Source organism: Paraburkholderia fungorum, from assembly GCF_046027605.1.
Lineage (GTDB): Bacteria > Pseudomonadota > Gammaproteobacteria > Burkholderiales > Burkholderiaceae > Paraburkholderia > Paraburkholderia fungorum_F.
The window spans coordinates 18,020-38,763 of sequence record NZ_JAQQEF010000043.1 but is presented as its reverse complement, the minus strand read 5'-3'; the positions used below and the strand labels follow the sequence as shown (position 1 = coordinate 38,763).

Sequence of the window (20,744 nt, the reverse complement as noted above, 5' to 3'; positions counted from 1 at the left end):
CGCCGCCGTCTACGCGGCGGTGAAATGTTCGACGTGTATGCCATCGACGTCATATTCGTCGTAGTGGATGTCGGATGCGGTGGATGACGCGTTCATGTTTTATGCACTCTTATATGCGTTCGGTTTCAGTGTCTCGAATCGTAAGTAGATGAAATTCCCCGTACTGGCCGATTAGAGACGCAACAGCCGGATTCGGTAAGGACGGCCCCGGCAATGAAGCCGCCCGGGTCCTCTAGAACGGGAATTGCCGCTGCCCCATCTGGACCGTGATCCATTTGAGTTCGGTCATCTCCTCCATCGAATAGCGACCGCCTTCACGACCGCTACCGCTCATTTTCGTACCGCCGAACGGCACATGTGCTTCATCGGAAACAGTTGTGTCGTTGATGTGAACCATGCCCGCCTCGATCCGCATCGCGAGATCGAAAGCCTTTTGCAGGTCGTTCGTGATGATGCCGGATGACAAGCCATATGACGTGTCGTTAGCAATGTGCAGCGCTTCCTCTGAATCTGCCGCGCGAATCAGCGACGTCACGGGGCCAAAGCTCTCTTCGTCGTATATCTTCATCGACGACGTCACCTCACCGAGCACGGTGGGTTCGTAGAAGTTGTCGTGGTGCTTGCCGCCCAGCAGCAGGCGTGCGCCTTTAGCCACGGCATCCCCGATTTGCGTATCGATCACGCCGCATTGGGAACGGCGAATCAGCGGCCCGATCACGGTGGCCGGGTCGCGCGGATCGCCGACCTTATAGGTCTTCGCGCGTGCGACAAAGGCTTCGGCGAATGCATCGTACACGGGCGCCTCGACGATGATCCGTGAGTTCGCCATGCAAACCTGCCCCTGGTGAAAGAAAATGCCGAAGCATGCGGCACGCACCGCGTAATCGAGATCGGCGTCACGCAACACGATCAGCGGATTCTTGCCGCCCAGTTCAAGCGTCACCTTCTTCATCTGCTTCGCGGCTTCGACAGCGAGATGACGTCCGACGCGAGTCGAACCGGTAAACGTCAGCATCCGCACGCGCGGGTCGCTCAACAGCACCTCGCCTACCTCGTCGGCGGGTCCCGGCACCACATTCAATACGCCGGCCGGCAAGCCGCCACGCTCGAATAGCTCGGCGATTTTCAGGCCCGTCACCGGGGTTTCTTCCGAAGGCTTCAAGACAAACGTATTGCCGGCGGCCAGCGCGAGCACGACTTTCTTCATGGCCAGCCAGAACGGCGCGTTGAACGGCGCAATCCCGGCGATGACGCCGAGCGGGCGGCGCACCGTGAAGCCGAACTGGCCTTGCATGCTGTGCGGCAGCGTTTCGCCGAACACGTGACGTGCATCGCCTGCCGCGCTGCGTAACAGGTCGATGCCGCTCATGACTTCGAACATCGCCTTCGGATAGGTCGAACCGGACTCTTCGATCAGCACGTCGCGCACGTCATCAGCCATCGACGCCAGCGCATCCGCGCACGCGAGCAGAATCTCCGCGCGGCGCGACACCAGCATGTTGGCCCACATGTCTTTCGCGCGATGCGCGGCATCGACCGCGCGCAACGCGTCGGCGCGTGTTGCCTGATGCACGTCGGCGAAATGCTCACCGTTGGCGGGGTTATAGTCGGGCCGGGTCTGGCCTTCCGATCCGGCGACCCACTGGCCGTCGATAAAAAGTTTGCCTTCCCGCACGACACGGGTGGCGGCGATCTCTGTCGTCATGGCGATACGGCTCCTGAAGAAAATAGTCGATTGAAGTGCGGGTATTCAGTTTGCCGGCGCGCTTTCATGCCAGCGCGCCATCAATGTGTTCGAGGGCAATGTCTCGTCCATCAGTTTTTTCGTGGCGTCGACGCCGGTTACCGGCAAACCCGCCGGATCGAGCAAGCCGATCTGCACGAGTACGCTCGCCTGGTCCCAGTAAATGTGCTCGTTGTAGAGCTTGGGGCCGCGAAACGCGACCACCACCAGCATCGGAATCTCGACGCGTTTGCCAGTCGGCGCGACACCGGGCAGCAACCAGTCGATTTCGCGATCGTGCGTAAAACACAGCACGAACTCGTCGACCATCCGATCGACGCCGACCACGCGAGAAATCGGCACCATCGTCATATCGGCGGGATTGTTGTGAATGAAATGATTTGCGTAGAAGCGCTTCAATTCGTTGTAGCCCGTGCCGCCCGTCATGGTCGGCACGTGATTGACATAGGGTTGCGGCACCATGGTTTGCATCGTCGCTTCGGGGTCGCGAGCGCCGAACTCGAGGAAGAAATGATGGTCGGCGAGCGCACTCAGGTCGTAGTCCGGACCGAGTGTCTTGCGCAACACCTGGAGGCTGCGCGTGTGCGCGGGCATCGCGGCCGTTCTGACGAAAGTCGGGCCGCTGCGGTTGAACGCATGGCCGGCTTCCGGATAGACATACAACTTGACGTTCGGCATGTCGCCCAGTGCGCCCTTGATTGCGTCGAGCGCTTGCGGGGGATTCAGCGCATCGGTCTCGCCGAAATGCAGCACCAGCGGACAGGCAATCCTGCTCGCCACGTCGAGCGAATCTTGAATGCCGACGCCGTAGTAACCCACCGCGCAGTCGACGCCGCATTCGGCCGCGGCCAGATACGCGAGCTTGCCACCGAGGCAGAAGCCGAGCGCGCCGACCTTGCCGTTCGACTCCGGCATGCTTCGCGCGTAATCGACGGTTGCACGAATATCGGCTACACCCCGCGCGATATCGAAGCGCTGGTAATAGTCGTAGGCTCTGGCGTGATCTGCTTCGCTATAGCCGAGTTCGATGTTCGGCTCGAACTGATGAAACAGGTCAGGCACGAGCACGACGTAACCTTCGCTCGCATAGAGCGCTGCGACTTCGCGCATCTCGGCATTCACGCCAAAGATTTCCTGCAGCAGAACGATGGCGGGGCCGCTGCCGCTTTCGGGCAACGCGAGCCATGCATCGAATTGACTATCGTCCGAGGTGATTTTGATCTTCTTCGACATGAAATTCTCTTCGTGAGTATGGTCGGGTCTGGATGCGAGCGGAAATATCGGCTCGGCGACTGGTTCAGCCGAGCCGGCTGAACCAGTCGCGGGGAGACACGCCCTGGTCCGGTCCCAGAATTGAAAATCCGCCGTCGACGGGAATATCGACGCCGGTAATCCAGGACGCTTCGGCTGAGCACAGGAACGCGACCACTTGCGCGATTTCATGGCCACGCCCGACGCGTCCGAGTGGATGAACCGCCGCGCCGACACGATCGGCAGTCTCGATCGAGCCGTTGGCAAGCTGCTCCATCGAAGGCGACCAGGTCCACGCAGGCGATACCGTCACGGCACGAATACCATCGGGTGCCAGCGTAACGGCCAGATTGCGAGTGAACTGTTGCAGCGCGGCCTTGGACGCCGGATACAGCGCGCGCCCTGCCGTGCCGAACTTGCCGCCGGTGCTGCCGAGGTTGACGATCACGCCGCCGCGCGGCAAAAACGGTGCGGCCTTCTGCGTGAAAATCGCCGCTGAGATCAGATTGACGTTGAGCAGATGCATCCATTGTTCGCGTGTCGAAGCGAGGCCGGAATCCGCGTAAGTGCACGCGTTGTTGATCAGCAGATCGAGTCGCCCGAAACGCTCCAGCGTGACTGCGATCGCGCGATCGATCTGCGTGTCGTCGGTGATATCGGTTTCGATGAAGGCGGCCGCCTCGCCCAATTCGCGCGCGATCGACTCGCCGGCTTGTGCGCCGAGTCCAAGCGTCATCACGCGCGCACCCGCCGCCACGAGGCCCCGTGCGATATCCGCGCCAAGGCCTTGCGTACTGCCGCTGACGATCGCAACCTTGCCGGCGAGCCGGCTTTGCGTCGGAATGAAATCGGGGTGGTTCATGGTGTGTGCTCCAGCGCGGCCAGCGCGCTTGCCACCGTGCCGATTTCCGCGATCAGACGCATGCTGTCGAGCGATGCAAGGTGAACGGCGGCAGACGCCGCCGCGCATGCGTCGGCCGCTACCGTGACTTCGTAGCCGAGATCCGCGGCATGTCGCGCGGTCATCTCGACAACCGAGTGAGTTGCGACGCCGGCCATGATCAAATGCCGCACGCCAAGCTTTCCAAGAATCAATTCAAGGGGCGTGCCGATAAAACCGCTGGTCCGCAGATGATGGATCACGAATTCATGCTCACGTGTTTCGTCCGGTTCGAGGCCCGCATAGAACGCCGCGCCCCACGTACCCTCTTTCACCGCGCCTAGTTCAGCCGTTTTGCGGAAGACCGGACAGTTCTGCACGAGATCGGCGTAGTCGGGCCGGAACGCAATGCGGATGTGAATCAGCGGGAGCCCAGCGCGGCGCGCGCCCGCGATCAGCTCGCCGGCCGCCGCGATCACCCGTGTGCGTGCCGGGTCGGTTTCGGACAAGCCGACACGAATGCGTCCGGCCGGATGCAGCACGTCGTTCTGATAGTGAAGCGCGAGCACGGCCGTGGAATGGAGGCGAGCATCCGGCATCAGACGAACACCTCGAGGTTGGCGAACACGTCCGCGGCGTTGACGAGATCGACGCGCTTCAGATAGATCTTCCAGCCGTCGCCTTCCTGTTTCTCCAGCTTGTGGGTGATCAGTCCGGCAAGCTGACGTTGCCCATTGCGCCATTCGGTCAGCGTGAAAGTCGAATGCACGATCAGGCGGCCATCGCGATCGGTGCCGTCGATCATCACGTTACCGACCACGCGCGCAGTACGCGTCACCGGTTGCTGTGACCAGTTGCGCGGATTCGTGATGCGGCGCACGCGCACTTCCCGCAGTGTCGCGTCTTCCCAGAACAGGGAGATGTGATCGCGCGGATTGGTTTGATCGGGCTCGTGCGGCATCCAGTACATGCCGTCGGGCACCCAGAGATCGAGCCAGCCGTCGAACTGCCGCGTATCGAGCAGACGCGCTTCACGAAACAGAAACTGTTCGATCTCGACACGCAACGCATCGGTCGCGCGGATCGGGTTGATGGCTTCGGTTGAAAGTTCGAATGTGGGGTTGAACAGCATCAGGCGGCTCCTTGTTCCGTGCCGATCTCGTTGAGCATGAAGCGTTTCCATGCGACAAACTGGTTGCGCATCGGCAGTTCGCTGGTGCCGTTGATCGACACCATGCCGTCGTCCACCACGCGGTCGGTGCCCGCGTAGCGATGCATGCTGATCCAGTCGCCTCCGTCGGTCTGATTGCCTTGCTGGCAACGCGCATAAACTTCGACATCGTCCGGCATGACGTTCGACGAAGGCGAGTTGATCACGTTGGCATAGGTCAGCGCCCGTTCGAACACGCCTTCGGGCGCGCCCTTGAGTCTGAACAACTGGATTTCGACCAGCGTACGGTCGACCGACAAAGGACGGATCACGCGGAATTGCTGAAACACCGTATGCGGCGAGCCACTGCCATAAATGACCGTGTTGTGCCGGTTCATGCCGAGAATTTCGCGGGCCCGCTGTTCGCCGTGTGCCTCCGAGAGCGCGTCGAAATGCGCGCTCGATACCGGATCTCTTTGCGCGGCGGCAGGATCGAAAATGCCTTCCATATAGCCGTGACCGTTTTCATAGGCACGCAATTCGAGCTTTTCCCAGAACTCGTAGGGCTCGCCGTTGCCTTCCATGATCAGCAACTCGAACGGTAACGAACCGGACGCTTCGGCCTGTGAGCGCGCCGACACGACCGACGACTCATGCGTGACCGGCGCATGCATCGTGTCGTGCAGATTTTCGTAGAACACCTTCCAGTTCGAGCGCTGCAGCACGCGGAACACACCGCCCGTCACTTCGACTTCGCCGACCGGCGAGCGGTCGCACAGGTTATCGATCGACGACGCAACGCCGTTCAGAAATTCCACCAGACCCGGGCCTTGCGCCGACTGGCTCGCAAATACGAAGCCTCGATAGACACCGACGCGCGCAAGCTTGCGCATCGAGAAGTCCGGATGCTTCGGGTCGAAGCAGGTATTCTGCAAGCCGTTCTTGAGCGGCGCCGACAGATGCGCTCCGTCGAGCTTGAAAGTCCAGGCGTGATACGGGCAGCGAAAGAACTTGCCGGTGCTGCCGTCGCCGTCCGGGACGACCTTCGCGCCCTTGTGCGGACAGCGGTTGTAGACGACGTGAATCTGGCCGTCGCTCGCGCGCACCATCACGACGTCCTGATCGCCGAGCCGGGTCGTGTGATAGTCGCCGGGATGTTTCACCTGGCTTTCATGGCCGACGTAAATCCACGCCTGACCATAAATACGTTTCATCTCGAGCTCGAAAATCTCCGGGTCGGTGTAGACGCGTTTGTGCACACTGTCCGGGCGCACCATACTCGCAATGGTCTCGTTGGAAATGCTCATCGGTTTCTTTGAAGAGGAAAAGGTTAAAGGTCGAGCACTAGCAGCGGCGAAGCCGCGCGCGATACACACGGGCAGAAATCGCCGCGCGCGCGGTCGTCGCTCGAAAGGCAGATGTCGCGATGATCCGGCGTGCCGTCGAGCACCTGCGTCGTGCAGACGCCGCAGTCGCCGCGACGGCAGTCGAACAGCGGATCAAGTCCGGCGTCGATCATCACGTCGAGAATGGTTTTGCCGGCCGGCACAGGCAGCGTGAGTCCGCTCGCCTTCAGCATCACTTCAAAGGCGTGTTCAGAGGCGCTGTCCTGGTTCGCGGCGAACATTTCGCTGTGCACCTGCGTATCGGGCCAGCCGAGCGCCTTTGCGTGCGACAGCACTGCTTCGATCAGCGGGCGTGGTCCGCACACATACAGATGCTGGCCTGCTTGCGGTGCGCCGATCGTGGTGGCAAGTCGAATGCCCTGGCGCGGGTCGCCGCCGTCGAGCCAACAGGTCGCGCCGGGCAGCATGGCGACTTCGTCGCGATAGGCCATGAATGCCGCTTCACGCGCGGCGTAGTGCAGTTCGTATTCTGTGCCGGCGACCTGCAGTGCGCGCGCCATCGCAAGGATCGGCGTGATACCGATCCCGCCTGCGATCAGCAGCGCGCTATGCGCGGCCGGGTCTAGTGGAAAGTCGTTGCGCGGCGGCGAAACGTCGATTTCGGCGCCGGTTTCCAGTTGATGCACCCAGTGCGAGCCGCCGCTGCTTGCGGCTTCGAGCTGGACAGCGATTTCGTAGTGGCCAGTGTGATCGGGGGCGTTGACGAGCGAATAGGCGCGCCGCTGGGTGCGTCCATCGATCGGTACCTGCAGGCCGATATGCGCGCCGGCGCTGAAGGCCGGCAGCGGCTTGCCGTCCGCGGCGACCAGCAGCAAACGCCGTATGGTCGGCGTCAAGGCGTCGATATGCCCGACGCGCATGCGCAGCGTTGTCATCCGTGAAACTCCTTTGCGAGTTTGGGTCAGTCCGATCGACTGTAAGACAACGCTTTTATGGCCTATAGCCGTTGATGGCAGCCGCTATCCGAAATACGCAGCTTTCTGTGCGGGTGGAGCGCGTGGCGAACCGCCCGAATGGGCGTGGGCAAGACTTTTTAGACGATGAGCGACTAAAACCCGCCGATTACATTTTTACTACGCGTTGACCGTGGCGTACGGCGCGCAGCGTGTCAGACGGCGGTTCGCCAAATTTTTCACGATATGCACTCGCGAATCGCCCGAGATTGACGAATCCGCAACGCAAAGCAATATCGACCACGCGGTCGCTCTCGCTTGCGCGCAGCAACATTTCGCGGGAGCGGTCAATGCGCGCCTCACGAACCAGTTGCATTGGACTGATATCCCTGAAGCGCCGGAAACTGTCCAGCAGCGTACGCACCGGCACGCCGGCGGCGTGCGCGATATCGGAGAGCGTGAGCGGTTCACAGGCGTGCTCGACGATGAACGCCTCGGCGCGCCTCACCGTACGTGGCAGCAGGAGGGTGGATGGCGTGCGTTGCTGACTGTGATGCGGCTGGCCGGCAAGCAACAGCATGACCAGCAGCCGCTCGAGCTCGATCGCCACGCGCCGGTCGCGCTGTGCCAGTGCGATGGTCTCGGGTGATGACGTCAGTATTTGCAACTGCGCGAGCCATGGCGCCAGTTCGGGTCGCGAAAGATCGACGATAGGCTCGATCTGCAGATGCTCGAAACCGGAGTGATTAAGGATCGCCTGTTTGTCGACCCGGACGAAAAATTGCTCGCAGTCGCCGGAAAACGTTCCGCCGAAACTGGTGGCCGGCCCTACCACGACGCCTTGCGACTGGCCAATGATGGTTCGCCGACCGCCGACCGATACGTCCGCATAGCCGCACAGACTCAGGATGACGAGGTAGTAGTCCTCGATCTCGCCCGCTTCCACGCCCATCGCGCCGCCATAACCGAGCGAACCGAAAGCCAGGTTCTCAAGGCGTACGTGGTTCATGTGCGCAGAGTGTCCCGGCCGCGTCGAACCCGGCGTCAGCCGATGCGGCTGCAACACCATCGCGATGCGCTGGCGTGTGTCGTCGATGTCAGTCGATTCGAAGTAAAGGTACTTACGAAGGGCGCTCGGCTCGATCTGTAAGGGGGACAGCGGCATCACATGGGCACTCGTCAGACTGTTGCAGGGCCGGGGCGTGTGCGAACGGCCAGTCTCCTTCGCGCATCCGCCTGAGGTGAGGCACCACTTTACCTCTTTGTGATTCTGGTCAAAAAGTCAGCAATTTCGCCGACCACCGACATTTGCCAGAAGTGGACAGGTTTTCGCACGATCCTGCGCGTAGTGGATAGATCGGTATTTTCGGCACCCGAAGAATCCGCCTGCCCTGCAGCAACTCCGGCACCACCGCAGACAGCGGGGCGAAGCGGCCGAATGTCGGCCATCCCCAATATGCTTCTTTGGCGAGCCACCTTATGGACATTGTCCAATCCACTTTGCTTTCGCATCAAAAGCTGCGCGGCTGGCAGGCTTTCGCGCTGTTGTTGGGCGTGCTCGGCGAACTCTTTCTCGCCGGTGACTGGTACGGTTTCGCGGCCGTCATGCCCTTTGTCGTCAAATCCCTGTCGCTCACGCCCGCGCAAGCCGGTTTCGCACAAGGCGCTTTTGCGATCACTTACGCCGTTGGCATGGTGTTCTGGTCACCGCTCGGCCGCCGGATATCCGCGCGGGCGCTGTTTGCGATTGGCCTCGCTGGAGCCGGCATTGCAATGGCGTTGCAGGCCGAAGTGCAATCGTATGCCTCGCTGATTGCGTTGCGCCTTGTCATCGGCTTTTTCGATGCGGCTGTGTGGGTCGGCACGATGAAGCTGATTGTTGGATGGTTTCCGGTCAAGCGCCATGGTCTGACGATGGGCGTGTTGCTCGCGGCGTTCAGTCTTGCCATTACGCTCGATTTCGCCATTGGGATTCCCGTATCGGCCGTCTATGGCTGGCGCATGTTCTTCGAATGGCTCGGCGCATTGACGTTCGCGGTCGGCGTGTTTGGCGCGCTGACAATCAAGGGGAGCCCGCGCGAGCTCGGCATCACGGAGTTCAGGTGGACTGACGATGCCGCGCCTGTCGCGGACCATGCTGCGTCTTTGTCGACATGGACCGTATTGAAATCCAGATGGGTCTATGTGGGCGGCCTTGCCATTTTCGGCGACATGTTCGCGATTTCAGCCGTTACCACGTGGGTGGTGCCCTCTTTCATCGAAATCCACGGAATGCCTGTTGCGTCAGCCGCGACGATTGGCACGGTGATAGGCATTGCTCAGGTACTCGTGCTGCTGGCCGGCGGCTGGCTGTCGGACCGGATTGCACGCACCACGATGCTGAAAGTGGGGGCGGCGTTTTGCGTGTTGTCGGCGATGAGTTTCGTGGCCGCGACGCTCACGCATCTGCAATGGTCCGTGATGCTCGCGATATCCGCTTTCAGTGGCGTCGTCGTATTGAGTGGCGGCGCGATCTTCAGCCTCGTCAGCGAGAAATATGGCGAAGCATTCGCGGCGACTGCGATCGGCTTCGCCGAACTGGGCGGGATCATATCGACCTTTATCGCGCCGGCCCTGATGGGCGCGGTAATTGGCGCGACCCATTCGTTCACGCTCGCGTTCGGTCTCTTCGCCGGCGTTGAAGTTTTTATCTTTGCCGTGCTGCTGGTCATTGCACGCTGACATCGCATCAGTCGCTTACCGGTTATCCCTTCTCGCTACTACAAATGCGCCATCGCGAATGGCGCCTTCACACACAAATCTGGAGATGTTCAATGAAGAAGTTCGTTCTGAGCGCGTTGTGCGCTGCCTGCTATGTACCGCTCGCCCATGCGCAAAGCTCGGTCACGTTGTACGGATTGCTCGATGTCGGTGTCACCGCGTTGTCGAATCAGGGGGGGCACCGTAACGTCGTCATGGATACAGGAGTGCTGGTGCCTAACCTCTTTGGCCTGCATGGGGTGGAGGACCTCGGAGGCGGCCTCAAGGCAATTTTTCAGCTCGAAGGTCAATTCGAAATGGCGACGGGGGCACAGATCGGTAATCTGTTCGGACGGCAGGCCTGGGTGGGTCTGCAGAGCGACCGTTGGGGCACGCTGAGCGCCGGCAACCAGTATGACTACATGTTCACGTCGCTATCGGAAAAGCGGCTCGGACCGGAGATTCCTTTTGTTTCGTTGACCAATTTACGCCAAGGCCCGTTCGATGCGCTCGGCAAGCCGCTCGTGCCGAGCGGAGACTTTGACTTCGACAGGACCGCCGGGGCGCAGCGCGTAGCGAATTCAGTGCGCTACCAGGCGCCCGTGATCAACGGCTTTACGTTCGGCGGCATGTACGGTTTTAGCAACCAGGCCGGGGCTTTCAGCAACGGGAATTCGTACAGCTTCGGGGCCGATTACTCGCAAAGCACCTTCTCTATCGATGCCGCTTATACGATGGTCAAGTATGCACAGATCAACAACGGCAATGACGGCATTCGCAACTTCGGCTTGGGCGGTCGCATTGCGGTGCTCAAGGGCTGGGCTGATGCGCTTTATACGAATACCCGCAACACGTTTACCGGTGCGACCATCAACGCGTTTGAAATCGGCAGCACTTATCCGTTGATGCGTGCGACCACGATTGCCGTTGCTTACGAGTATATGAAGGGAAATGATGTACTCGAGAACAATAAGGCTCACCAGGTGAATCTGACGCTCGACTACGCGTTGTCGAGACGCTCGGACGTCTATATCAGTGCGGCATATCAGCATGCGAGTGGGGACGGCAATACGGCGACCGCATGGATTCTGGATACCGCAGGGCCGTCGTCGACGGGCAATCAGACCATATTGCGCGTTGGTATGCGACATTTTTTCTGATCCGCTACGAATTCCACCTCGACGCGAAAATTGGGGAACTGGCGCAGCCTGCGAGAAAAGCGTTCAATCTACGCTCCGCTGCGAGCATCTCGTGCAGCGGAGCACGGGCCCGTTGCGAATCGCAACGGGCAAGCAGTGCTTCGGAAAGCCGCAGTTCGACAATGCGGCCGTAATCGATGCGGCCATGAAGGTCTTTTGGCGCCACGGCTATGCGGCGGCATCAATCAATGACCTCACCGAGGCGACAGGCTTGTCCCGCTCAAGCCTATACCAACGATTTGGTGACAAGGACGGACTCTTTCGGGAGGCTCTTGCAGCGTACACAGAGCGAGTGCTCAAGCGGATGAACGGGGTCGAGGCAGATACCGCGCGAGGACGTCTCCGTGCGATGCTCCGTGCCTACTTGCCCAAGCACCCTGACCCGCAGCGTCCTGCGGGTTGCCTGATATCGCGAAGCTGCGCCGAGATGGTGAATCTCACAGCCGATGGCCAGGCAACCGCACGAGCAAGCGCGGGTCTTCAGCACAAAGTGCTCGTAGATGTTTTGCGCGACGCTATAGCGAATGGCGAATTGTCGAAGGGCGCGGACGTGGATGCTCTCGCGTGGCACTATCTCGGGGTCATGCAGGCAGTTTTGAATTTGCCGCAGGCCGGCGCTAGTGCGGACGCGCTTGACCGCATGATTGACATCGCTATGTCGGCGTGGCCCGCCCCTGCGCACACTCGAGCACGGTCAAGCCGGACACAGTCGACGGCACGCGCGCGCTGAGCGAGCCTGTGTGAAAACGCAAAGGTATTCGGTTTTCGGATGTCGCTTTACCCCTTCCAGGTCGCTCCTGCCCTTGCGAGCAGGGGGGCAGTCCATGGAGGCCGTTGGCGGGTTCCGCATCGATGCGCATCCCGCCTGACGGTGGAGCGCTGCATGGAAGCGTTGATTTCCGGGCGGTCGACACCCATTGCGAGGGTGCGGCCGTCCGCGATGGTCGCTGATCGACCCGCGGCCAGCGCGCCCTACATCCCCCAACGCAACGACGGCGTATGGACCGGGCTGGCCCAGTGGCGTGCCATTTCGTCGTCCAGCACACATAATGTAATCGACGCGCCCGCCATCTCGAGTGAAGTCGTCAGCGCACCCACCTGTGCCCGGCCGACCTTCAGGTCGCGTTGCTGAAGCCATGCGCGCGTCGAGTTGAAGAGCAGGTAAAGCTCGCCAAGCGGTGTTCCACCAAGGCCGTTGATGAGCACCAGCAATTCAGCTCCAGCTTGGGGCTTGAGGTCATCGACGATCGCTTTGAGCAGCTCTCCCGCAATCGCATCGGCGCCTGCAAACTTTGCGCGGCGCCGGCCCGGTTCACCGTGAATGCCCACGCCCACTTCGATTTCGTCATCGCCAATCTTGAACGTCAGCGTTCCCGCGGCCGGCACGGTGCAACTGCTGAACGCAACACCCATCGAAGCGGTGCGCTTGTTGATCCGGTCACCGAACGCCTTGCACTGTTCAAGGTCGGCGCCGCTTTCGGCCATGCTGCCGACCAGCTTCTCAACGATTACCGCGCCAGCTACACCACGCCGTCCGGTCGTGTAGCTGGAGTTTTCCACCGCCACGTCATCGTTGATCAGCACCATCGCGTTTGGGACCTCGGACATCTCCGATGCCATCTCGAAGTTCATCAGATCACCCGAATAATTCTTCACGATGAATAGCACACCTGCACCGGTATCGACAGCGTCGGCAGCGGCCATCATCTGATCCGGCGTAGGTGATGTGAAGACTTGACCGGGACAGGCCGCGTCGAGCATTCCATAACCCACAAAACCGGAGTGCAACGGCTCATGCCCCGAACCGCCGCCCGATATCAATGCCACTTTGCCCGGTTTAAGCGTCTTGCGACGCACATACACCGGTTCGTTGTTGAGTACGACCAGATCGCTATGGGCGGATGCGAATCCCGCCAGACTTTCGGCGAGGAAATCGTCGACGTGGTTGATGAATTTTTTCATGGCCTGGCCTCCTTTCACGCCCGGTTGCGCGCCAGATGCGCGCATACGGCGGTGATCATGATCTGACTGGAACGCGCACCAGGGTCGAGATGGCCGCGCGAGCGTTCGCCCAGAAACGATGCCCGCCCTTTGGTCGCGAGCATATCGCGGGTGGCGAGCATGTTCTGCTCGGCCACGCGCGGCAATTCTTCGAGCACTGTTTTTCGCAACGTAGGTGATTCGATGGTCGCAAGCTCCTTAAAACGCGCGGCAACGGGAATCAACACGTCCATCATCGTCTTGCTGCCTACGCCCGTCTTACCCCGCTGTCCGACCGCTTCGACGCCCGCCGCGAACATAAGCGCGGTGCCCGCGACATCCCCTGAATTGTTCACCGATGCTTTCGCCATCCCGTTCAGCAACGAATAGAACAGTGGCCCGGATGATCCGCCGACCGTCGAGAGCACCTTGTTCGCCGCGAGATCCAAAGCGGCCCCTAAGGTTTCCGCTTCGATGTCCGCACGCACTGCAAGCAAGGCCTCCATGCCGCGCAGCAGATTGAAGATGTGATCGCCATCGCCGATCTGCTGGTCAAGTACGGCGATTTCGTCCGTGTGTTCTTTCAGCGCTGCGTATGCGGCGTCGATACACTCCATGACCGTTTTGCCGTTCATGTTGGGATCCTCCTGCCGTCTGCACGGAAATATAAGAGGCTTCGAGTGGGCAGCGACACGCCCACCGACTGCCCCGGGCTGAAATTGCGCTCGGCCATCGTGGTCGCCACAATCGCAGTTCCGGCGCGCTCCAGAATCAGCAGATGACGCAGCGGTGAGTATTCGAGCACCTTCACGTCGAGTGCGTCGCGTGCATGATGGGTGCCGGGTGCATCACGCGCGTCGCCCTCGTGCAGCACCACGTCTTCAGGACGAATCGCCACGGTCGCCGTGCCGGTCGGCACCGCTGCTGAATCGAACAGCGTTGGTGGCAGCAGGTTGATCGGCGGCGAGCCGAGCCGCTGCGCCGCGCTCAATGAAACCGGATTACCGTAGACCTCGCGCGGCGTGCCGAGCTGCACCAGACGGCCGTGTTCAAGAATGCCGATGCGGTCGGCCAGCGTGGTGGCTTCCACCTGATCATGCGTGACATAGAGAATGGTCGCGCCAATCGTACGATGCAGCCGCTTCAGCTCGATACGCAATTCCTCACGCAGTTTTGCATCGAGCGATGACAGAGGTTCGTCCATCAGAAACACTTTCGGCTCGCGCACGAGCGCACGCCCGATCGCGACGCGCTGCATTTCGCCGCCCGACAAATGCGTTGCCATGTTGTCGAGCTTAGCTTCCATATGCAGCATCTGCGCGACCGCATGCACGCGCGCACGGACCTGTTCCTCGCTGCTGCGACGACGTGGCGAACGCAGCGGAAACGCAAGATTGCCGAACACAGTCAGATGCGGATACAACGAGTATTGCTGAAAGATAAACGCGACATCGCGATCGGAAGGATGCACGCCGGTGGCAAGCGCGCCGTCGATTAGCACATCGCCGGCATCGGGACGTTCCAGTCCCGCGATCAGGCGCAGCGTCGTGGTTTTGCCCGCACCGCTCGGTCCGAGCAGCACGACGAATTCGCCGTCTTTCACGTCGATCGACAGGTCGTCCACCGCAACGATGTTGCCGAAGTGCTTCGATACATTGCGTAGCTGGACTTCAGCCATGACCGTCTCCGTTGACAGAAAGCGTGGAAACAGCACCCGGCAGCAGGCGTTCAGTAGCGGCATCATAAAGCAGCGTGCGTTCTTTCCGAAACGACAGACCGACGATCGTGCCCGCGGCAACACCATCGTCCTTGCTTGCCCGCACGCGCACGACGCCGAGTGCCGTTTCAACCGCCAATACCTGGTGCGAGCCGAGGTATTCGTCGGCGATCACCTGACCGCGCAGCGGACCGTGCTCGTCGATCACGACGTGCTCCGGCCTGATTCCCAGCAACACGTGCGCGGCAGCGGCATCGCAACGCGGCACGGACACCGCCGCGCCATGCAGACTCACCTGCTCCTGCCCCGCCATAACCGCCTCGTCAACGGGCAAGAAATTCATGGGCGGACTGCCAATGAAGTTGCCGACGAACACTGTCGCGGGGAAGTGATAAATCTCATGGGGCGAGCCCGCCTGCAATACTTCACCCTGATTCATCACGACGATATCGTCCGCCATGGCCATCGCCTCACTCTGATCGTGTGTGACGTACACCGTGGTGGCGGCGAGCGCGTTGTGCAGTTTGCGCAATTCCAGGCACATCAGTTCACGAAAGTCCGCATCGAGCGTGCCCAGCGGTTCGTCCATCAGGAACGCTTTCGGTTGCCGCACGATCGCGCGGCCGAGCGCCACGCGTTGCCGGTCGCCACCGGACAGGCCACCAGTCTTACGATCGAGAATGTCCTCGATGCGCAGCATATGCGCCGCTGCATTGACCCGGGCGGCAATCTCGCTGCGCGACACGTGTTCGTTCTTCAGCGGAAACGCGATGTTGTTGCGCACCGTCATATGTGGATACAGAGCAAACATCTGGAACACGAAGGCAATATCGCGTTGCCGCGCGCGCAACGCAGTGACGTCCTCACCATCAATCAGGATCTGCCCGGAAGTCGGCAGCTCCAGCCCGGCAATCATCCGCAGCGTTGTGGTCTTGCCGCAGCCCGACGGTCCGAGCAGCACGACGAAGCGTCCCGCGCCGATGGTCAGGCTGGTGTCGCGCACCGCGACAAAATCGTCAAAGCGCTTGTGAAGATGAGCGAGAACGATCGTGGACATGATTCAGTCAGGAAAATGACTGGTGACGACGAACGCGAGCGCGCCCACCAGAAGGACCGGAAACGACCAGGTGAAGAGCGTCAGCGAAAACGGCTGCACCAGCATCGCCACACCCAGGCCGATCAGTACCGTCGACGCACCCTCGCTGTAGCTGCGACGTAACAGCCGGCGGTGTGACGGAATGACTTCGCGTTTCATTTGCGCACGGCTCCGAAGGTGATGCCCCGCAACAGATGCTTGCGCAGCAGAACCGTGAAAAAGAGAATCGGCAGCACGAATAATGTTGTTGCAGCTGCAACGGCCGGCCAATCCTGACCGCCTTCTCCGATGATGAATGGAATGAATGGCGGCATGGTCTGCGCATCGCCGCTTGTCAGCAGCGAAGCAAATGCGTATTCGTTCCATGCAAAGATCAGGCAGAAGATCGCGGTAGCGGCAATGCCCGTCATCGCTTGCGGCAATACCACCTTCACGAAGGCCTGCAAACGCGTGTAGCCGTCCACCAGCGCAGCCTCTTCATACTCGCGCGGGATCTCATCCATGAAACCTTTAAGCAGCCACACCGCTAGCGAGACATTCACCGCCGTGTACAGCACAATCATGCCGACATAGCTGTCGCTCAAGCCCAGCGCGCGATACATCAGGTAGATCGGAATGGCGACTGCAATGGGCGGCATCATCCGTGTCGAGAGAATGAAGAACAGCAGATCGTCGGACAGCGGCACCTTGAAGCGCGAAAACGCGTATGCCGCCAGCGTGCCGAGAAATACCGCAAGAAACGTCGAACCGAATCCAATGACAAGCGAATTCATGAAGCGCGGCAAAACCTTCGAAGGTCCGGCGATCACCATGTTGCGCTTGCGCACCTCACGCTCATACCAGGTCCGCGCAGGCGGCAGGCTCGCAATGAACTCAGGTGTCTGCCGCGAGCGGATCGTGAACAGGTTCACATAGCCTTCCATGGAAGGCTGAAACAGCACGACGGGCGGATACGCTATCGCATCTTCCTGCGTCTTGAAGCTCGTCAGGAAGATCCAGACCATCGGTAACGTAGCGATCAGCGCATACGTGATAACGATCGCAGCCGCGAAGCGCTTGGCGCGCGGAGATGACGCCACCACGGAATGCTGTGTCGTAGTCGGTCTCATCGCTGTTTGATCCGGTTAAGTGCCTTAACGTAAATATTCGCCGCACCGAATACCGTCACGAACAGGATGATTGCGAGCGCGGACGAATAACCCGTCTGCCACTTTTCGAACGCGGCACGCTTGAGCGTGATCGATACCGTTTCGGTAACCGAGCCCGGGCCGCCCGATGTCAGCAGGTTCACCATATCGAACATCTTGAAGTTTTCGATGCCGCGAAACAGTACCGCCAGCATCAGGAACGGCATGGTCATGGGCAACGTGATCGACCAGAACTGACGCCACGGCGTCGCGCGGTCCACTTCCGCTGCTTCGTAGATATAGTCGGGAATTGAACGCAGGCCCGCCAGGCAGATGAGCATGACGTACGGTGTCCACATCCACGTATCGACCATCACAATGGTCCACGGCGCGAGCGCCACGTCGCCGATCATCTGGAACGACCCCGGCGCAATGCCGGTGAAGAAGCTGACGATATCGTTGAAAAGCCCCGTCTGCGGTTGCAGCAGGAACGTCCAGAAGTTGCCCACTACAGCAGGCGACAGCATCATCGGCAGCAGGATTAGTGTGGTCCAGAAGCTATGGCCGCGGAACTGCCGGTTGATCAGCAATGCAAGACCGAAACCCAGCAACACCTCCAACCCGACCGACCAGAACACGAAACGCGCGGTCACCTGCATCGCGTACCAGATATCTTCGTCGGCCAGGATATCGACATAATTGTCGATTCCGACAAAACGCGCCGGCACGCTCGGCATGTTCGACTTGAAGTTGGTGAACGACAGTCGAAGCGCCCAGATCAACGGGAAGATGTTGATCGCGAGCAGCAGCAGAATGGTCGGAAGAATGAACAGCCACGCGATGGCCCGATCCGACAGTCCGCTTTGCTGCTTCGCGATGCGCGTTGACGCACCTGCTTCAAGACTTGTGGGAGAAAAAGGCTTATCTGCCAACATGCCTGGCTCCTTCAAGCGGACCAGAGACAGGCCGTTCAGCCGTCGCCGGTCCAGTCAAGTCCAGCTACAAGCTAATACTTCCCTTCCTGCTTAAAGACCTTGGTCCAGTCTTTCACCAGCAGATCCAACGCATCTTTGGCCGTGCCCTTATCGGCCACGACGTAGTCGTGTACACGTTTCTGCATGTCGAGCAACAGTTCGGCATAAGCGGGCTCTGCCCAGAAGTCTTTGACAATTGCCATCGACTTCAGGAACGCGGGTGCGAACGGTGCGCTCTTCGGAAAGTCCGGTGCGTCGACCACCGATTTGGCCGCCGAATAGCCGCCCAGTTGCCACCATTTCTTCTGCACGTCAGGTTGTGCAAACCACTTGATATATTCGAGCGCGTCTTCTTTATGGTCCGAGTATGAGACGACTGAGATGCCCTGCCCGCCCAGCTGCGTGTATTGCTTCAGCTCACGCGGATTGACGAAGAAGCCGATCTTGTCGCCACCGACATTCGGGTCTTTATAAAGCCCTGGAAAGAACGCAAACCAATTCATCTGCATCGCCACCTGACCCGACTTGAACGCGTCGAGCCCTTCCTGCATGTAGGCATTGGTCATGCCCGGCGCCGTGCAGCACTTGTAGAGTGCCTTGTAGTATTCGAGCCCCTTCACCGCGCCTGGCGAGTTCACGAAGCCATCGAGGTGATAGGGCTTCTTCGGATCCTGATACTCAAAGCCGAAGTTGTACAGGGCGTTTGTCACGCCCATCGTGATCCCCTCGGATCCACGCTCCGTGAAGATATACACGCCGTAGACCGTCTTGCCGTCAATCTTTCGACCCTGGAAGAATTCCGCGGTCTGCTTGAGTTCATCGAGTGTAGTGGGCGGTGCGAGCTCACGGTTGTATTTCTGCTTGAATTCTGCGCGTAGCTCCGGGCGCGCAAACCAGTCCTTACGGTAGGTCCATCCGACCGCGTCAGCCATCGCAGGTAAGGCCCAATAGTTCGGCGTATTCTTTGGCCACTCCGAATATCCCACCACCGTTGCCGGCACGAAGTCGTCCATAGAGATCTTGTTTTTGGTGAAGAAGTCGTTGAGCTTTACGTAATGTCCATTGACCGCCGCGCCGCCGATCCACTGACTGTCGCCAATGATCAGATCACACAGCTTGCCGTGCGAATTGAGTTCATTGATGAAGCGGTCGGCATAACTGGTCCACGGTACGAACTCGAACTTCATCTTGATGCCGGTCTTGGCCGTGAAATCCTTCGACAGTTCGACCAGTGCATTGGCGGGATCCCATGCCGCCCAGCAGAGTGTCAACTGCTTGTCCTGTGCGTGCGCGCCCGTTGCAGTGCCGAGCCCCAGCGATATGAGGGTTGCCGCCACTACCCTCGCTGACGTTAGACGTAACATGTCTCTTCTCCTTGTCTTTCTTGGGTCTCCAACCTGATGACATTCAGCGCCCATGCGCCGGGCACCGTGCTTCAGCTCTGGCGGATCAGAAGTCGGTCCGCGTGTCGCGAGCGTCAGGCATGCGCATTCTCACGAAGATAAATCCGGGTTTCCGGCGTGGGGATGGCAAGCGCCCCCCGGACGTCGTTAAGAAAATTAATCGCGGCGAGCCCAGCCCAATGAACAATGCCGCGCACGTCCTGATCGAGTATCACGTCGATCGCACGTTCCGACAGTTGGGTGCGGGTCTCCGCAGTGCATTCGTGGCCAATCAGGACGAGGTGAACCTTGTCGCCGGACTCCTGCAGTGCCGCTGCAATCCCCGAGATGCCGCCGCCGGTCACATATACGCCGACCAGGTCCGCATGGCGCGCACTTAAGCCCTGAACGGCAAGACCGGCGCCATCGTCGTCTTCGGTGAAGTCCGGTTCGGCGATCCAGCGCAGGTTGCGGAAGTCCTCCTCCAGCACCTGCGAAAAGCCGGTGCGCCGTTCCACCTGATCATGCAGACGCGACGATCCCGATAGCACGGCAACAGTACCGAGTCTCGCGCAAAGGAAGCGCCCCATCAGTAGTCCTGCCGTGCGTCCGGCAATCCTGTTGTCGACGCCCACGTAGGCGGCGCGCCGGCTCGCGGGTAAATCGGAGAACACTGTCACGACTGGCACGTGAGCGTCGCTCATCTCTTCGATGAAACGCTCAACCCACGGATAGTCGAGAGGTGCGAGAACCAGCGCGTCGTAGTCGATCACTTCAGCGGCGAACGCCGCGGTCTCGCGTTGGCTGGAAAAATCGCAGCGGTAAAACGAAGGGGTTATGCGGTGCTCGCGAAAGAAGCTGGCCGACAGCGCGATATCGCGCTCGACGTGATCGAGAAAGCGGGAGTTCACTTGCGGCAGCACGAACGCGACTCGGAATGAGCTGACCTTTGCCGGCCGGCCGCGGCTCGCCCGCTCATCACGCAGATTCGCGAGTGCAAGATGCACGCGTTCAGCAGTTTCCGGACGCACAGCCTGATCGTCGCGCAGGACACGATCGACCGTGGCCACGCTGACGCCAGCCCGACGCGCAATCATCGTACGAGTAGCCGGCATGAGTCTCCTCCGGTGCCGAGCAAAGAATTGTTTTGTTTTACTGAAGGTAGTTTTTTCTAACAAAAATGCAAGCTTTTTCTCCATGAAAAAA

At 60.1% G+C, this 20,744-nt stretch carries 20 protein-coding genes; 3 read left to right on the top strand and 17 right to left on the bottom strand.

Annotated elements, in window-relative coordinates; all coding sequences use genetic code 11:
• Window positions 1-232: 232 nt before the first annotated feature.
• The 8 genes from PQR53_RS36865 to andR form a co-directional block, all read right to left on the bottom strand.
• The gene (locus PQR53_RS36865; protein WP_408465222.1) at window positions 233-1,705 is read right to left on the bottom strand and encodes an aldehyde dehydrogenase family protein; all 1,473 of its coding nucleotides are present in this window, start codon (window positions 1,703-1,705) and stop codon (window positions 233-235) included.
• 45 nt (window positions 1,706-1,750) lie between these two features.
• Entirely contained in the window at window positions 1,751-2,977 is a 1,227-nt protein-coding gene (locus tag PQR53_RS36860) for a dienelactone hydrolase family protein (RefSeq protein WP_408465220.1), read from the bottom strand.
• A gap of 64 nt (window positions 2,978-3,041) precedes the next feature.
• Window positions 3,042-3,857: an SDR family oxidoreductase gene (locus PQR53_RS36855; RefSeq protein ID WP_408465219.1), complete on the bottom strand. Its 816-nt coding sequence runs from the start codon at window positions 3,855-3,857 to the stop codon at window positions 3,042-3,044.
• Window positions 3,854-4,474: a cysteine hydrolase family protein gene (locus PQR53_RS36850; RefSeq protein WP_408465217.1), complete on the bottom strand. Its 621-nt coding sequence runs from the start codon at window positions 4,472-4,474 to the stop codon at window positions 3,854-3,856. The genes PQR53_RS36855 and PQR53_RS36850 overlap by 4 nt, the downstream gene beginning before the upstream one ends.
• On the bottom strand, window positions 4,474-5,007 hold the full coding sequence (locus tag PQR53_RS36845) for an aromatic-ring-hydroxylating dioxygenase subunit beta (RefSeq protein ID WP_408465215.1): 534 nt from the start codon (window positions 5,005-5,007) through the stop codon (window positions 4,474-4,476). The genes PQR53_RS36850 and PQR53_RS36845 overlap by 1 nt, the downstream gene beginning before the upstream one ends.
• A complete protein-coding gene (locus PQR53_RS36840; RefSeq protein WP_408465213.1) occupies window positions 5,007-6,332 on the bottom strand; it encodes an aromatic ring-hydroxylating dioxygenase subunit alpha in 1,326 nt (441 codons plus the stop codon). Before PQR53_RS36840 ends, PQR53_RS36845 begins: the two co-directional genes overlap by 1 nt.
• Window positions 6,333-6,355: 23 nt before the next feature.
• Window positions 6,356-7,306 (bottom strand): PDR/VanB family oxidoreductase, encoded by a 951-nt coding sequence (locus PQR53_RS36835; RefSeq protein WP_408465211.1) that lies wholly within the window; start codon window positions 7,304-7,306, stop codon window positions 6,356-6,358.
• Window positions 7,307-7,493: 187 nt separating this feature from the next.
• Window positions 7,494-8,489 (bottom strand): anthranilate 1,2-dioxygenase regulatory protein AndR, encoded by a 996-nt coding sequence (gene andR / locus PQR53_RS36830; RefSeq protein WP_408465210.1) that lies wholly within the window; start codon window positions 8,487-8,489, stop codon window positions 7,494-7,496.
• A gap of 314 nt (window positions 8,490-8,803) precedes the next feature.
• Between andR and PQR53_RS36825 the strand changes: the two genes are divergently transcribed.
• The 3 genes from PQR53_RS36825 to PQR53_RS36815 all read left to right on the top strand — a co-directional run bounded on the left by PQR53_RS36825 (window position 8,804) and on the right by PQR53_RS36815 (window position 11,992).
• Entirely contained in the window at window positions 8,804-10,045 is a 1,242-nt protein-coding gene (locus tag PQR53_RS36825) for an MFS transporter (protein ID WP_408465208.1), read from the top strand.
• A 92-nt stretch (window positions 10,046-10,137) separates the two neighbouring features.
• Window positions 10,138-11,223, top strand: coding sequence for a porin (locus PQR53_RS36820; RefSeq protein WP_408465206.1), 1,086 nt, complete (start codon window positions 10,138-10,140; stop codon window positions 11,221-11,223).
• Entirely contained in the window at window positions 11,114-11,992 is an 879-nt protein-coding gene (locus PQR53_RS36815) for a TetR/AcrR family transcriptional regulator (RefSeq protein ID WP_408465204.1), read from the top strand. The genes PQR53_RS36820 and PQR53_RS36815 overlap by 110 nt, the downstream gene beginning before the upstream one ends.
• Window positions 11,993-12,234: 242 nt before the next feature.
• Here PQR53_RS36815 and dhaK read toward each other — a convergent pair whose 3' ends face one another.
• The 9 genes from dhaK to PQR53_RS36770 all read right to left on the bottom strand — a co-directional run bounded on the left by dhaK (window position 12,235) and on the right by PQR53_RS36770 (window position 20,653).
• Window positions 12,235-13,224, bottom strand: coding sequence for a dihydroxyacetone kinase subunit DhaK (gene dhaK / locus PQR53_RS36810; RefSeq protein ID WP_408465202.1), 990 nt, complete (start codon window positions 13,222-13,224; stop codon window positions 12,235-12,237).
• 14 nt (window positions 13,225-13,238) lie between these two features.
• Entirely contained in the window at window positions 13,239-13,877 is a 639-nt protein-coding gene (dhaL, locus tag PQR53_RS36805) for a dihydroxyacetone kinase subunit DhaL (protein ID WP_408465200.1), read from the bottom strand.
• A complete protein-coding gene (locus tag PQR53_RS36800; RefSeq protein ID WP_408465198.1) occupies window positions 13,874-14,920 on the bottom strand; it encodes an ABC transporter ATP-binding protein in 1,047 nt (348 codons plus the stop codon). The genes dhaL and PQR53_RS36800 overlap by 4 nt, the downstream gene beginning before the upstream one ends.
• Complete coding sequence (locus PQR53_RS36795; protein ID WP_408465196.1) at window positions 14,913-16,016, bottom strand: ABC transporter ATP-binding protein; 1,104 nt, start codon at window positions 16,014-16,016, stop codon at window positions 14,913-14,915. The genes PQR53_RS36800 and PQR53_RS36795 overlap by 8 nt, the downstream gene beginning before the upstream one ends.
• 3 nt (window positions 16,017-16,019) lie before the next feature.
• Window positions 16,020-16,214, bottom strand: a complete 195-nt coding sequence (locus PQR53_RS36790) for a hypothetical protein (protein ID WP_408465194.1) — start codon at window positions 16,212-16,214, stop codon at window positions 16,020-16,022.
• Window positions 16,211-17,164 carry a carbohydrate ABC transporter permease gene (locus PQR53_RS36785; RefSeq protein WP_408465192.1) on the bottom strand — a complete coding sequence of 318 codons (954 nt, stop codon included), beginning with the start codon at window positions 17,162-17,164 and terminating at the stop codon, window positions 16,211-16,213. The genes PQR53_RS36790 and PQR53_RS36785 overlap by 4 nt, the downstream gene beginning before the upstream one ends.
• Entirely contained in the window at window positions 17,161-18,117 is a 957-nt protein-coding gene (locus PQR53_RS36780) for a carbohydrate ABC transporter permease (protein WP_408465190.1), read from the bottom strand. The genes PQR53_RS36785 and PQR53_RS36780 overlap by 4 nt, the downstream gene beginning before the upstream one ends.
• 71 nt (window positions 18,118-18,188) lie before the next feature.
• Window positions 18,189-19,520 carry an ABC transporter substrate-binding protein gene (locus PQR53_RS36775; protein WP_408465188.1) on the bottom strand — a complete coding sequence of 444 codons (1,332 nt, stop codon included), beginning with the start codon at window positions 19,518-19,520 and terminating at the stop codon, window positions 18,189-18,191.
• A 113-nt stretch (window positions 19,521-19,633) separates the two neighbouring features.
• On the bottom strand, window positions 19,634-20,653 hold the full coding sequence (locus PQR53_RS36770) for a LacI family DNA-binding transcriptional regulator (protein ID WP_408465241.1): 1,020 nt from the start codon (window positions 20,651-20,653) through the stop codon (window positions 19,634-19,636).
• Window positions 20,654-20,744 lie beyond the last annotated feature (91 nt).

What these genes read in the sequence shown, in the direction of transcription:
- PQR53_RS36865 (WP_408465222.1), bottom strand. Translation starts at nt 1,705, where the DNA reads ATGACGACAGAGATCGCCGCCACCCGTGTCGTGCGGGAAGGCAAACTT.
- PQR53_RS36860 (WP_408465220.1), bottom strand. Translation starts at nt 2,977, where the DNA reads ATGTCGAAGAAGATCAAAATCACCTCGGACGATAGTCAATTCGATGCA.
- PQR53_RS36855 (WP_408465219.1), bottom strand. Translation starts at nt 3,857, where the DNA reads ATGAACCACCCCGATTTCATTCCGACGCAAAGCCGGCTCGCCGGCAAG.
- PQR53_RS36850 (WP_408465217.1), bottom strand. Translation starts at nt 4,474, where the DNA reads ATGCCGGATGCTCGCCTCCATTCCACGGCCGTGCTCGCGCTTCACTAT.
- PQR53_RS36845 (WP_408465215.1), bottom strand. Translation starts at nt 5,007, where the DNA reads ATGCTGTTCAACCCCACATTCGAACTTTCAACCGAAGCCATCAACCCG.
- PQR53_RS36840 (WP_408465213.1), bottom strand. Translation starts at nt 6,332, where the DNA reads ATGAGCATTTCCAACGAGACCATTGCGAGTATGGTGCGCCCGGACAGT.
- PQR53_RS36835 (WP_408465211.1), bottom strand. Translation starts at nt 7,306, where the DNA reads ATGACAACGCTGCGCATGCGCGTCGGGCATATCGACGCCTTGACGCCG.
- andR (WP_408465210.1), bottom strand. Translation starts at nt 8,489, where the DNA reads ATGCCGCTGTCCCCCTTACAGATCGAGCCGAGCGCCCTTCGTAAGTAC.
- PQR53_RS36825 (WP_408465208.1), top strand. Translation starts at nt 8,804, where the DNA reads ATGGACATTGTCCAATCCACTTTGCTTTCGCATCAAAAGCTGCGCGGC.
- PQR53_RS36820 (WP_408465206.1), top strand. Translation starts at nt 10,138, where the DNA reads ATGAAGAAGTTCGTTCTGAGCGCGTTGTGCGCTGCCTGCTATGTACCG.
- PQR53_RS36815 (WP_408465204.1), top strand. Translation starts at nt 11,114, where the DNA reads ATGCGAGTGGGGACGGCAATACGGCGACCGCATGGATTCTGGATACCG.
- dhaK (WP_408465202.1), bottom strand. Translation starts at nt 13,224, where the DNA reads ATGAAAAAATTCATCAACCACGTCGACGATTTCCTCGCCGAAAGTCTG.
- dhaL (WP_408465200.1), bottom strand. Translation starts at nt 13,877, where the DNA reads ATGAACGGCAAAACGGTCATGGAGTGTATCGACGCCGCATACGCAGCG.
- PQR53_RS36800 (WP_408465198.1), bottom strand. Translation starts at nt 14,920, where the DNA reads ATGGCTGAAGTCCAGCTACGCAATGTATCGAAGCACTTCGGCAACATC.
- PQR53_RS36795 (WP_408465196.1), bottom strand. Translation starts at nt 16,016, where the DNA reads ATGTCCACGATCGTTCTCGCTCATCTTCACAAGCGCTTTGACGATTTT.
- PQR53_RS36790 (WP_408465194.1), bottom strand. Translation starts at nt 16,214, where the DNA reads ATGAAACGCGAAGTCATTCCGTCACACCGCCGGCTGTTACGTCGCAGC.
- PQR53_RS36785 (WP_408465192.1), bottom strand. Translation starts at nt 17,164, where the DNA reads ATGAGACCGACTACGACACAGCATTCCGTGGTGGCGTCATCTCCGCGC.
- PQR53_RS36780 (WP_408465190.1), bottom strand. Translation starts at nt 18,117, where the DNA reads ATGTTGGCAGATAAGCCTTTTTCTCCCACAAGTCTTGAAGCAGGTGCG.
- PQR53_RS36775 (WP_408465188.1), bottom strand. Translation starts at nt 19,520, where the DNA reads ATGTTACGTCTAACGTCAGCGAGGGTAGTGGCGGCAACCCTCATATCG.
- PQR53_RS36770 (WP_408465241.1), bottom strand. Translation starts at nt 20,653, where the DNA reads ATGCCGGCTACTCGTACGATGATTGCGCGTCGGGCTGGCGTCAGCGTG.